This is a genomic window from Sphingomonas sp. T1 (genome assembly GCF_902506585.1).
Lineage (GTDB): Bacteria > Pseudomonadota > Alphaproteobacteria > Sphingomonadales > Sphingomonadaceae > Sphingomonas > Sphingomonas aerolata.
This window is the reverse complement of the sequence record NZ_LR733875.1, coordinates 2225648-2237324: the sequence shown is the minus strand read 5'-3', so window position 1 is coordinate 2237324 and position 11677 is coordinate 2225648. Positions and strand designations below refer to the sequence as shown.

Below are 11677 nucleotides of genomic sequence, written 5' to 3'. Positions count from 1 at the left end.
CGCCGGCTTCACCTTGCCAGCGTATCATAAGTTCGATAATGTCCGTACAAAGCGATAAGGAGGATGTATGAGCCTTTCGGCTATCAAGGTTGGCGAGCAGCGCTACCGCGCGAGCTATGGCCGGTATCTCGAGGATTTCGTCGTCGGCGACATTTACGAGCATCGCCCCGGGCGGACGATAACCGACGCGGACAATATCCAGTTCTCGTTGATGACGATGAATTCGCACCCGATGCATTGCGACGCGCAATATGCCGCCAAGAGCGAGTTCGGGCGGCTGCTGGTGAATAGCGGGCTGACCCTGGCGATCGTGCTCGGCATGACCGTCAACGACGTGAGCGGCAAGTCCCCCGCCAATCTCGGTTGGACCGAGATCAAGCTTACCCATCCGGTGTTCGGCGGCGACACGCTGACCGCGGAAACCGAGGTACTCGAAATCCGCGAGTCCAAGTCGCGCCCGACGCAGGGGATCGTCACCACCCGCACTCGGGCGTTCAACCAGGACGCCACGCAGATCATGGAGTTCACGCGCAACTCGCTGGTCTACAAGCGCGGCGAATCTCCCGACGACAAATAGCCTGACTGATCGACTAACCGGTCGCCGTTGGTGACCGGACGCCCCCAGCGCGGCCTGCGAGAACTTCGACATAAGAAGTCCCGGCCCGTCGTCATTACGAAGAGAGGTAGCCCCATGGCCGATACCATCGCCGTCAACGCAGGAGCCAGGCTGGACCGTCTGCCTATCTCCCGATTCCACTGGCGCATCCTGGGGCTGATCAGCGCGGGCGCATTCCTAGACGCGTTCGACGTGTATCTCGCGGGGGGTGTCATCGCCGCGCTGAAGGCCGAGGGCTTCTCGACGCTGGCGCAGGCCGCGGTGTTCATGTCGATGACCTTCCTCGGCATGATGATCGGCGCAGGCATGGCCGGCTATGTTGGCGATCGCTTCGGACGTCGCGCCTCTTACCAGTTCAACCTCGCGCTGTTCGGGCTAGCCTCGATCGCGGCGATCTTCTCGCCCAACATGACGTTCCTGATCGTCTGCCGCTTCATCATGGGCATCGGCCTCGGCGCCGAGCTGGTGGTCGCGGCGGGCACGCTCGGCGAGTTCATCCCGCCGGCCTATCGCGGTCGCTGGGTGTCGATCATGGGCATGGTTGTCAATTCGGGCCTGCTGGTCGCGACGTCGGTCGGCTATATCGTCATCCCGACGCTTGGCTGGCGCTACATGTTCGCGATCGGCGGCATCCTTGCGCTGATCGTCTGGGTGATGCGCAAGAAGATGCCGGAATCGCCGCGGTGGCTGGAATCGGTCGGCCGCAACGAGGAGGCAGAGGCGACGCTTCGCGAGATCGAAGCCGACGTCGTCAAGCACAAGGGCCCCCTCGCCGCCGTCCCCGAAGTCCGCATCGTACCAAAGGTCCACGCACCGCTCAGCGCGCTCTTCGGCTCCAGACTGCGCCGCCGCCTGATCGCCGCGACGCTCGCCGCGATCGCGGTCAACGTCTCGGTCTATGGGTTCGTCGCGTGGTTGCCGACCTTCCTGGTGAGCCACGGCACGGGAATCGTCACCTCGCTCTGGTACACGACGCTGATGTCGTTCGGCAGCGTGTTCGGTGCGATCGTCGCGATCGGTATCGCCGACCGCATCTCGCGTCGCGCCTCGCTGATCGCGGCGGCCGTCGCGATCATGATCTTCGGCTTCCTGTATCCCAATGCGCACGGTGACCTGATGGTGCCGCTAACGGGCTTCCTGCTCGTGTCGAGCATCTACACGCTCGTGACGCTGGCGCTGTTTGCCTACATCCCCGAGCTGTTCCCGACCGCCTATCGGCTGCGTGGCACCGGTTTCGCGGGCATGTGCGGACGGGCCGCGTCGATGGTCACGCCTTATGCCACCGTCGCGCTGTTTGAGCGCTTCGGGCTGGAGGGCGTGCTCGGCATGGTCGGCGTGGTGCTCGCCTGCATGATCGCCGCCGTCGGTCTTTTGAACATCGAGACCACCGGTCAGTCGCTCGACGACGTCGCCGACGACTCGCTGGTCATTGGGGGGGCCGCCAAGTGACGCTCTCGCAAACCTTCGCCGATTTCGCGACTGGCCTGACGATCGATGCCATTCCCGAGCGGGTCAAGGAGCGCGCACGCCACCTGATCCTCGACTCGGTCGGCACGGGCCTAGCGGCAGTTGGCGCAGACTGGGCCGAGGCGACTTTCGCCGCCGCGGGCGACCTCGGCAGCGGAACAGCGCCGGTGCTCGGCTATGGCCGCACGCTGGCGATGCGAGACGCTGCGCTGATGAACGGCGTCGTTACGCACGGCCTCGACTATGACGACACGCATTCACGCGGGATCATCCATGCGACCGTCAGCGCCTTTCCGACTGCGCTGGTCGCGGCGGACAAAGCCGGCGCGTCGGGCGCCGACCTGCTCGTCGCCTATATCGCAGCGATGGAGGTTTCGACGCGGGTCGCGGCCGTCGGCGCGGGCGGGTTTCACGGCTTCGGCTTTCACCCGACCGGATTGATCGGCGCGTTCGGATCGACGCTCGCGGCCGGCAGGTTGCTCGGACTCGACGCGCAGCAGATTGCGATGGCGCAGGGGATCGTGTTGTCGATGGCCGGCGGGAGTCTGGAGTTCCTGGCCGACGGTGCGTGGACCAAGCGCTTGCATCCTGGCTGGGCGGCGAGTTCGGCCCTGACCGCGGCGACGCTTGCCAAGCGCGGCTTCGTCGGACCGCCTGCTGCCTATGAAGGCCGGTTCGGTCTCTATGCCCTGTATCTTCGCGACGCCGCCCCTGCCCTGCTCGCGCAGGCGACCGAAGCGCTCGGCGATACCTGGGAGATCGAGGCGGTGTCGGTGAAGCCGCTTCCCGCCTGCCACATGACACACGCCGCGATCGATGCGGCGATCGCGCTGCGTGCGGAATACGACCTGACCGCCGCCGATATCGCCACGGTCATCGTGCTGGTGCCCGAGGCGGTCATCCCGATCGTCTGCGAGCCGGTCGCTCCCAAGCGGACGCCACACACCGGCTACGACGCGCAATTCTCGATCCCCTACACGGTCGCGACCGCGCTGCTGACGGGCAAGTTCACGCTCGATTCGCTTGATCCGGCAGCACTGAACGATCCGGCGGTGCTCGATCTGGCCGCCCGCGTCTCATACGCCGTCGACCCCGAAAGCGATTATCCCAAGCACTTCACCGGCGAAGTCATGGTCGAAACCCGAGATGGCCGGATGCTGCGCCACCGCGAGGCGATCAACCGCGGTGCATCCGACCGGCCGCTCAGCAACGCCGACATCGACGCCAAATATTTCGAGAACGCCGCTCGCACGGTCGACGCGACCCGCGCGGCGCATATCCGCGCCTCCGTGCTCGACCTGCACCTGCACCCCGCTTCCGCGCTCGGCGACATCCTCGCCGGCGCCACTGCCCCTCAAGGAGTATCCGCATGACCCTGGCAAACGCGATCGCCGCCGATGGCGCGATGACCGACGAAGAGATCATGATCCTCGATTCGATCGACAAGTTCCTCGAAACCGATGTGAAGCCGTTCGTCCACCAGCTCGAGCATGACGACGAATATCCGCAGAAGATCGTCGACACGATGAAGGAGATGGGCCTGTTCGGGCTCATGATCGCCCCCGAATTCGGTGGGTTCGGCATCTCAACGCTGACCTATGCGCGGATCATCGAGAAGATCTCGACCGTGTGGATGTCGGTCGCAGGGATCATCAACAGCCACATGATCATGGCGATGACGGTCCAGCGCTGCGGTACCGAGGCGCAGAAGGATCATTACCTTCCCAAATTCGCGACCGGCGAACTGCGCGGCGGTATCGGCCTGACCGAGCCCGACGCGGGCACCGACCTGCAGGCGATCCGCACCACCGCGGTCCGCGACGGCGACGACTATGTCGTCAACGGCAGCAAGATGTGGATCACCAATTCGGGCTCGGGCAACACCATCCTGTTGCTGGTCAAGACCGACACGGCCGCCGAGCCACGCCACAAGGGGATGAGCCTGCTGATCGCCGAGAAGGGCGACGGCTTCATCGTGTCGAAGAAGCTGGAGAAGCTCGGCTACAAGGGGATCGACAGCAACGCGCTGACCTTCGACGGCTACCGTGTGCCAGTCGACCGCCTGATCGGCGGGATCGAGGGCGTCGGCCTGAAGCAGGTGCTGGGCGGGCTCGAACTCGGCCGCATCAACGTTGCGGCGCGCGGTGTCGGCATCGCGCAGGCAGCACTCGACGAGGCGGTCGCCTATGCGCAGACGCGCAAGACGTTCGGCAAGCCGATCTGCGAGCATCAGGCGATCCAACTGAAACTCGGCGAGATGACGACGCGCACCTACGCCGCGCGGCTGCTCACCGAAGCCGCCGCCAAGGCGTACGACCGTGGCGAGCGCTGCGACATGGAAGCCGGCATGGCCAAGTATTTCGCGACCGAAGCAGGGCTGGAAAATGCGATCGAGGCGATGCGGATCTTCGGAGGCTACGGCTATTCGAAGGAATATAATGTCGAGCGGCTCTACCGCGATGCGCCGCTGCTGACGATCGGCGAAGGCACCAACGAACTGCAACGCATCATCATCGCCAAGCAGATCATCGCGCGGAACCCGGCATGAACCAGCCACTCGCGGGTCTCCGCATCGTCGCGGTCGAACAATATGGCGCCGGGCCGTTCGGTACGCAGCAGCTCGCCGATCTCGGCGCCGAGGTCATCAAGATCGAGAACCACAAGGATGGCGGGGATATCGGTCGGCATGTCGGCCCGTATTTCTTCGCACCGGGCGACAGCCATTTCTACGAATCGCTCAACCGCAACAAGCGCAGCATCGGCCTCGACCTGAAGAGCGCGGATGGGCGCGCGGTGCTCGAGAAGCTCGTCGCGGAGTCGGACGTGGTGTTCAACAATTTGCGCGGCGACCTGCCGGCAAAGCTCGGGCTCGACTATGCCGCACTGTCGCAGTTCAACCCCGCGATCGCCTGCGTCCACCTCTCCGCCTATGGTCGTACCGGCAGCCGCGCGGCATGGCCAGGCTATGACTATCTGATGCAGGCCGAGGCCGGCTATCTGTCGCTCACCGGCGAGCCGGGAACGCCGCCCGCACGCTTCGGGCTGTCGATCGTCGACTTCATGACCGGCACCACCGCTGCGCTCGCCATCCTGGCCGGCGTCGTCTCGGCGCGCGGCAGCGGGATCGGCCGCGATCTCGACGTCAGCCTCTTCGACGTCGCGCTCGGCAACCTCAACTATGTCGCCGAATGGTATCTCAACGGCGGCGTCACCGTCGAACGCACGTCGCGATCGAGCCATCCCTCGCTCACCCCCAGCCAGCTCTACACGACCAGCGACGGCTGGATTTTCGTGATGTGCAACAAGGAGAAGTTCTTCGAGGTTCTGTGCGGGCTGATCGAGCGTCCCGAATGGGCGACCGATCCGCGCTACGCGACCTTCGCCGCCCGGCTGGAGAACCGTCCGGCGTTCAACGCCGATCTCGATGCGGTGCTGTCGACCCGCACCACGGCGGACTGGATGCAGCTGTTCGAAGGACGCGTGCCGGCCGCGCCAGTGCTCGACGTTCAGCAAGCGCTCGACAATCCGTTTCTCGCGGAATCGAAGCGGATCATCGATTTCCAGCATCCCGAACACGGCCCCCTGCCCGGCATCGCTTCCTCGATCCGCGCGGGCGGCGTCGAACATCCGGACAAGGCTGCTCCCACACTCGGTGCGGATACCAGCGCCATCCTCGCGACGCTTGGCTACACCGATGACGACGTGGCAGCCTTGCGGACCCGCGGCGCGGTCCGGTGACACCCGCGCTTGCATCAAACGCCAAGGCATTGGACGGTGCGCTATTGTCCGGATCACCCGACAAAGCGACCGATGGATATTTGATGCCCCAGCTTCGTCAGCAACCGCGTTACCTGCAACTCGCCCAGACGCTGATCAACGAGATCGAGGATGGGCGCTATCCAATTGGCACGCTGCTGCCGACCGAGTTCGAGCTGTGCGACCAGTTCGGCGCGAGCCGCTTCACCGTGCGCGAGGCGATCAAGCGGCTCGTGCAATCGGGCATGGTTTCGCGACAGGCCGGGGTCGGCACGCGCGTCCTCGGGCTGTCGCGCCCGGCGGCGTATCGCCAGGTGATGGAGGGGCTGTCCGATCTCCAGCAATACACCAACGAGACCAGCCTCACGATCATCGCGCGCGAGACGATCGCGCTGGACGGCCCGCTCTCCGAACAGGTCGGCGCGACATCGGGCCAGACCTGGCTGCATCTCATGGCGCTGCGCCGCGCCGCCGGGACCAGCCCGATCTCCTTTTCGGACATCTATCTCCACCCGGCATTCCGCAGCCTGAAGCTCGACGACGATGTCGGCGACGTGCCGATCTTCAGCCGGATCGAGGAACAGTTTGGCGAGCGCGTCGCCGAAGTCCGCCAGCATATCGAAGCGGTGGCGATCCCCGCGCCGATCGCCAAATTGCTCGAAACCAAGACCGGTGCGCCGGGCCTGCGCCTGACGCGCCAGTATTTGAACGCACGTGGCGAGGTCGTCGAGATGGCGATCAACACCCATCCTGCGGACCGCTATTCCTATTCCCAGACTTTCCGCCGCGATCCCGTATCCGGCCTGTAGAGGATTTTTCATGACCAGTGCCGCCCGCAGTATCCTGTTCGTGCCCGGCGATCGTGCCGAGCGTTTCGAAAAGGCGCGCGCGAGCGGCGCGGACCTCGTTGTGATCGATCTCGAAGACGCTGTCCTCCCCGACCGCAAAGTTGCCGCGCGCGATACGATATACGATGCGCTCGCCAGTCTGCCGGAACCGCGCTTCTTCGTGCGCGTCAACAGTCTGGATACCGAGTGGCATGCGGACGACGTACGTGGACTCGCCGCACTGCCAGGCGTCGCTGGACTGATGCTGCCCAAGGCCGAGCGCGCGTCGGACTTCGCGGCGATGCACGAGGCAGCAGCCGGCAAGCCGCTCCATGCACTGGTGGAAACCGTTTCGGCGGTCTTGAACCTGGCGGACCTCGTCACCGCACCCGGTCTCTCACGGCTGTCGTTCGGCACGGTGGACTTTCAGGCGGACGCCGGCATCGACGGCGACCAGGCGGAGATCGACTATGTCCGTACCCAGCTCGTCCTTCACTCGCGAAGCGCCGGACTTGCAGCACCGGTTGATGGCGTTTCCACGGATCTCTCTAACGACGAGGCGCTGGCACGCGACACCGACCACGCACGTCGCTTCGGCTTCGGCGGAAAGCTTTGCGTCCATCCACGACAGGTGGGGATCGTCAACGCGGCATTCCTGCCCTCCGCCTCTGACGTGGACTGGGCCACCCGCGTGGTTGCCGCTATCGACGGCGCGTTCGGAGCCGTTGCCGTCGACGGCAAACTAATCGACAAACCCGTCGTCGATCGCGCTCGTCGAGTTCTTGATACATATTCGGCATTTGATTCTTTCCGCCGGTAAGCAGACAGTCCGGATGGCCTACCGGGTCGCAATATTTGCGGAGGATGACCCAGTTGCGGACGTTCAAATGCAGTCAGTTGCGTCACGGAAATGGACGCTCGTTTATCATTGACTAGAGCCGGTTTCGGCGGGGGAACGCAACGGAGGATGCTTGGAAGCGTGGTCAATTCGTTGACATGTGCATCTGATCTCAGACCTTCCAAGGCTCAGGCATTTCGCAACCTTCATTGCCCGTACCGGCTCGCAGAGCTACGTCCTTTGAGACGACATATATGCGTCCACACCCGCCAATCCTTGATGTCATTCTGTTGGTACAGCCGGTGCTCTAAACTCTTTGAATAACGATCGATGCTCGTCCAGAAAGCGCTGGCTAATTATCATTCTCACGACGGGCAAACAGATCACCGATGGACGCGACAAAATGCGTGTTCATTGCTGCGGTCGCAGCTTTCGGGTCACGATCGGCGATCGTGCGCGCTAACGCATGATGATGTGCCAGCACGGCGGCACGCTGCCGCGCGGTGGTCCGCGTTGCCCACGCTGCAGGAACTGCATGAACCATCATCGGTGCGAACGAGCGGATGATCTGCAAGAACAACATGTTGCGTCCAGCCTGCGCGATTGCTTGGTGAAACGCGATGTCGTGGCGGGTCAGCGCATCGATATCGCTACCGGCTGCTTCCATTGCCTCGGCCAGACCGATGATCGTCTGCGCCTCGTCGTCGGTGCGGTCGATCGCGGCGAGCTCGGCAGTGCGCAGTTCCAGCGTACGGCGCACGTCCCAGATCTGTACCATCGAGATTTGCGCCGTCGCCACCGCGTGGTCGAGCGACGTTGCCATCACAGATCCGTCGATCGCGGCTACGCGCGCGCGCCTGCCGTTGCCTACGTCGATAAGTCGCAACGCCGCTAGAGCGCCGAACGCCTCGCGGAGTACTGGGCGGCTGACACCCAGTTCTGTCGCAAAATGCCCTTCGGACGGCAGCGTGTCGCCGACTTTCATGTCGTTCGTGCGGATATGCGTGCGGACCGCATGGACCGCCTGATCAACCAGTGAGCCGCCCTCGATCAGTCGCACGCTGGTCGCGCTCATGCCGCGAGCCGTGGTGCGCGCAGCGACGACGGGGTCGCGCCGAACTGCCGCGAGAAGGCCCGCGTGAAGCTGGCATTGTTGAGATAGCCGCACTGGTATCCGATCGACGATACCGGCAGATCGGTCGCGATCAGCATCTGGCGTGCCGCTCCGAGCCGCCTGTCCAGCAGCGCGTCGGCGACCGTGCAGGCGAACATGTCGCGGAAGCCGCGGGTCAGCTTCGCACGGTTCAGTCCACAAGCGCGCGCGATCGAATCGAGCGTCATCTTCTCACCCCAGCGCTCGTCGATCATCCGCTTGGCCGCAACGATCCGCTGGCTGTCCCTCGCAGACAACTGCCCGGCGCCCGCGAGCGGCACAAGGTCGTCCTCGACGATCCGCTGAAACGTGATGGACAGGAGTTCGATGCATTTCGCGGACCGGTGTGTGCTGCGCCAGGGCTCGGAGAGCGCGCAATCGCGGATTGCGACGACGATCAGCCGCAATTCGCTCGGCAGATGACACGCGATGTTCGCGTCAGGCGCGTAATCGAAGACCCGCAGGCAGGCACCGCGTTCGACTGCAAGAATGAGGACCGCCCGCTCCTCCGAAGGAACCGCACCGGTCGTGACGGTGACCTGGGCCGGCGTCTGCTCGCCCAGCGTGAAGCAGAGGACCACGGCATCGGCGGGAAACGTCGTCGGGTCGACCATGCCCTCGCCGATGAATGCCGCCATCTCGGGCGACACCGTGACGCGTTCCTTCTGCATGCTTCCCTCGCCCACCACCGCTCTCCGTCACCCGTTTGCCGGGTTTGCGTCGATCATGCAGCTATCAGATAGTTCCTGCAAGAGCTATCTTACAGGTCAAGCCGTTGCTGATACCGGCGCGCGACGCATTGCCATCGTAAATGCGACGACGGAGATCGCGCTGGTCATCACGCCGACGATCGCGAGACCTTGCGCGAGATGCGCTTCGCCGCCCAGCATGCCGCTTGCAGCCGCGACCAGCGTGGGTGCGAGGCCGTAGCCGATCAGCCCCGCGATCGCGATGAACGCGCCGATGCACAACCCGCGCAGTTCGTTGGGGATCAGCACGGTCAACGCCACCGAAGTCACAACGCCCGTCACCGCACCGCACGTTACCAACAGACCCACGGCGACCCCGAACAGCGGGACCGAAGGCATGATCGGGAACAACGCCGCGGGTACGCCGAGTGCGGCGGCAAAAATCGCACCGATCAGCAGACCACCGCGGCGGCCACTCTTTTGCCCGCGATCGGCGGACAGACCGCCGACGATCGCACCGACCACGCCGGCACCGAACAGCAGCGCGCCCATCCAGCCGGCGAACTGGTCGGGTTGGAGGTGGAACGTTCGCGACAGGACCGGCGAAACCCAGATCCCAGCCGCGGCATCGGCCATCACGACGCTGATCTGGCCGACGAACAACGGGATCAGGAACACGCGACGCGCCCAGAGTTCACCGGCCACGACCTTGAACGGCGCATGCGTGCCGGCCGCAACCTCCTGCCGCACCGGTTCGCGCAGCAGGAACAGTGGCAGGATGGCGAGCATGCTGACGACTGCCAGGCACAGATGCACACTTCGCCACGGCATCATGCCTGCGAACCACGCTGGCGCGCTGCCATGTGCGAACAGCCCGAACAGTGCGCCCGACAGTGCCAAGGCGAGCGCGACGCCGAGCGACTTGCCGAGGTTGACGATCAGCATCGCCCTACCCCGCTGCGTCGGAACGCAGAAATCGGCGCACAGCGAGAGCGCCGCGGTCAGCGCGCCGGTCGTGCCGATCCCGGTCAGCATGCGTGCGACGAACAGCAACGGAACGCTGTGCGCGAGCCCGGTCAGCACCATGCCCAGCGTCCACACGAACGCGAGTGCGATCATCATTCGCTCGCGGTTGTAGCGATCGACCATGATGCCGATCGGGATCGAGAACACCGCCAGCGGCAGCGCCGCCGACAGCCCCTGGATAAGGCTCAGCGTATAGTCGCTGAGGTGGAGTTCGGCTTTCGCGCCTTCCTGCACCGTGCCGAATGCGCCCATCATCGTGAAGCCGACCGCCATGGCCAGCGCGAGCGCGAGCAGCGGCAACAGCGTCTTGGCAAACGGCGGTGCGGCCGCCTCCATCGGTCGGGCGAAATCGGTCATTCTGGATCCTTATGCAAGCGCACGGCGCAGAGCCTCGTGGCTGTCGCGGCGTGCCTGTTGCGAGACCGGACCGTCGGCGAAGATGTCGAAGGCGTGATAGCCGCCGGGATAGACGTGAAGCTCGACCGGCACTCCGGAGCGGATCAGCCGCGTCGCGTAATCGATGTCCTCTTCGACGAAGAGATCGAGCGCGCCGGTCGCGATATAGGCGGGCGGCAGGTTGCCGAGGTCCGTCGCCCGCGCTGGTGCCGCATAGGGTGACACGGCATCGCCACCGGGCGCGTGGCCGAGCAACGCGGTCCAGCCAAAACGATTGCTCTGAGCGGTCCAGACGAACTCGCCGGCATAGGGATGCGGCGGTGCGGTACAGCTACGGTCGTCGAGCATCGGGTAGATCAGATGCTGGAATGCGAGCGCGTGTTCGCCCCGGTCGCGCACCATCAAGGCCAGTGCGGCAGCATACCCGCCGCCCGCGCTCTGCCCCATCACGCCGAGCCGCGCCGGATCAATCCCGAGCCGGTCGGCATGGGCGATCGTCCATACCAGTCCTGCGTAGCAATCCTCGATCGGGCCGGGGAAGTTCGTCTCAGGCGCCAGCCGGTATTCGACCGACACCACGACGCATTGCAAATCGGCGACGAGCGGACGGACTAACGGTTCATAGTCGGACACCTTGCCCATCACATAGCCGCCGCCATGCATGTGATAGATGCACGGCAGGGCGCCGGTGACGCCCGCCGGACGGAAGACGTGCAGGTCGATATCAGGCGCCCCGGCAGGCCCTGGAACCGTATGGATCTCCAGCGTCGCCAGGGTTTCGTCGGCAGGCGGCAGCATCGACGGTCGGTCGCGCATCGCCGGCAGGATGTCGGCGGTGAGCGAGATCTGCGGCATCATCTCGAGCAGCGGGCGCAGCGTCGGATCCACCAGGTGCAGGCTGTCCATCAT

The 11677-nt window shown here is 64.7% G+C and carries 11 protein-coding genes; 7 read left to right on the top strand and 4 right to left on the bottom strand.

Annotated elements, in window-relative coordinates; genetic code table 11:
• Positions 1 to 67: 67 nt before the first annotated feature.
• The 7 genes from GV027_RS10160 to GV027_RS10130 all read left to right on the top strand — a co-directional run bounded on the left by GV027_RS10160 (position 68) and on the right by GV027_RS10130 (position 7486).
• Positions 68 to 577, top strand: a complete 510-nt coding sequence (locus tag GV027_RS10160; protein WP_159511780.1) for a MaoC family dehydratase — start codon at positions 68 to 70, stop codon at positions 575 to 577.
• 114 nt (positions 578 to 691) lie between these two features.
• A complete protein-coding gene (locus GV027_RS10155; protein ID WP_159511779.1) occupies positions 692 to 2065 on the top strand; it encodes an MFS transporter in 1374 nt (457 codons plus the stop codon).
• On the top strand, positions 2062 to 3456 hold the full coding sequence (locus tag GV027_RS10150) for an MmgE/PrpD family protein (protein ID WP_159511778.1): 1395 nt from the start codon (positions 2062 to 2064) through the stop codon (positions 3454 to 3456). The genes GV027_RS10155 and GV027_RS10150 overlap by 4 nt, the downstream gene beginning before the upstream one ends.
• A complete protein-coding gene (locus tag GV027_RS10145; RefSeq protein WP_082447108.1) occupies positions 3453 to 4631 on the top strand; it encodes an acyl-CoA dehydrogenase family protein in 1179 nt (392 codons plus the stop codon). The genes GV027_RS10150 and GV027_RS10145 overlap by 4 nt, the downstream gene beginning before the upstream one ends.
• Positions 4628 to 5821: a CaiB/BaiF CoA transferase family protein gene (locus GV027_RS10140; protein ID WP_159511777.1), complete on the top strand. Its 1194-nt coding sequence runs from the start codon at positions 4628 to 4630 to the stop codon at positions 5819 to 5821. The genes GV027_RS10145 and GV027_RS10140 overlap by 4 nt, the downstream gene beginning before the upstream one ends.
• A gap of 83 nt (positions 5822 to 5904) precedes the next feature.
• Positions 5905 to 6648 carry a GntR family transcriptional regulator gene (locus GV027_RS10135; protein ID WP_031441437.1) on the top strand — a complete coding sequence of 248 codons (744 nt, stop codon included), beginning with the start codon at positions 5905 to 5907 and terminating at the stop codon, positions 6646 to 6648.
• A gap of 10 nt (positions 6649 to 6658) precedes the next feature.
• Positions 6659 to 7486, top strand: a complete 828-nt coding sequence (locus GV027_RS10130; protein WP_159511776.1) for an HpcH/HpaI aldolase/citrate lyase family protein — start codon at positions 6659 to 6661, stop codon at positions 7484 to 7486.
• A gap of 370 nt (positions 7487 to 7856) precedes the next feature.
• Here GV027_RS10130 and GV027_RS10125 read toward each other — a convergent pair whose 3' ends face one another.
• The 4 genes from GV027_RS10125 to GV027_RS10110 form a co-directional block, all read right to left on the bottom strand.
• Positions 7857 to 8564, bottom strand: coding sequence for a FadR/GntR family transcriptional regulator (locus GV027_RS10125; protein WP_236559153.1), 708 nt, complete (start codon positions 8562 to 8564; stop codon positions 7857 to 7859).
• Positions 8565 to 8575: 11 nt separating this feature from the next.
• Positions 8576 to 9328 (bottom strand): helix-turn-helix transcriptional regulator, encoded by a 753-nt coding sequence (locus GV027_RS10120; RefSeq protein ID WP_107934067.1) that lies wholly within the window; start codon positions 9326 to 9328, stop codon positions 8576 to 8578.
• A gap of 96 nt (positions 9329 to 9424) precedes the next feature.
• The gene (locus tag GV027_RS10115) at positions 9425 to 10729 is read right to left on the bottom strand and encodes an MFS transporter (RefSeq protein ID WP_236559151.1); all 1305 of its coding nucleotides are present in this window, start codon (positions 10727 to 10729) and stop codon (positions 9425 to 9427) included.
• Between the two features lie 9 nt (positions 10730 to 10738).
• Complete coding sequence (locus GV027_RS10110) at positions 10739 to 11674, bottom strand: alpha/beta hydrolase (RefSeq protein WP_159511774.1); 936 nt, start codon at positions 11672 to 11674, stop codon at positions 10739 to 10741.
• Positions 11675 to 11677 lie beyond the last annotated feature (3 nt).

Bases quoted from the DNA above. Each gene is read 5' to 3' on its own strand.
- GV027_RS10160 (WP_159511780.1), top strand. From the start codon at position 68: ATGAGCCTTTCGGCTATCAAGGTTGGCGAGCAGCGCTACCGCGCGAGC.
- GV027_RS10155 (WP_159511779.1), top strand. From the start codon at position 692: ATGGCCGATACCATCGCCGTCAACGCAGGAGCCAGGCTGGACCGTCTG.
- GV027_RS10145 (WP_082447108.1), top strand. From the start codon at position 3,453: ATGACCCTGGCAAACGCGATCGCCGCCGATGGCGCGATGACCGACGAA.
- GV027_RS10140 (WP_159511777.1), top strand. From the start codon at position 4,628: ATGAACCAGCCACTCGCGGGTCTCCGCATCGTCGCGGTCGAACAATAT.
- GV027_RS10135 (WP_031441437.1), top strand. From the start codon at position 5,905: ATGCCCCAGCTTCGTCAGCAACCGCGTTACCTGCAACTCGCCCAGACG.
- GV027_RS10130 (WP_159511776.1), top strand. From the start codon at position 6,659: ATGACCAGTGCCGCCCGCAGTATCCTGTTCGTGCCCGGCGATCGTGCC.
- GV027_RS10120 (WP_107934067.1), bottom strand. From the start codon at position 9,328: ATGCAGAAGGAACGCGTCACGGTGTCGCCCGAGATGGCGGCATTCATC.
- GV027_RS10115 (WP_236559151.1), bottom strand. From the start codon at position 10,729: ATGACCGATTTCGCCCGACCGATGGAGGCGGCCGCACCGCCGTTTGCC.
- GV027_RS10110 (WP_159511774.1), bottom strand. From the start codon at position 11,674: ATGGACAGCCTGCACCTGGTGGATCCGACGCTGCGCCCGCTGCTCGAG.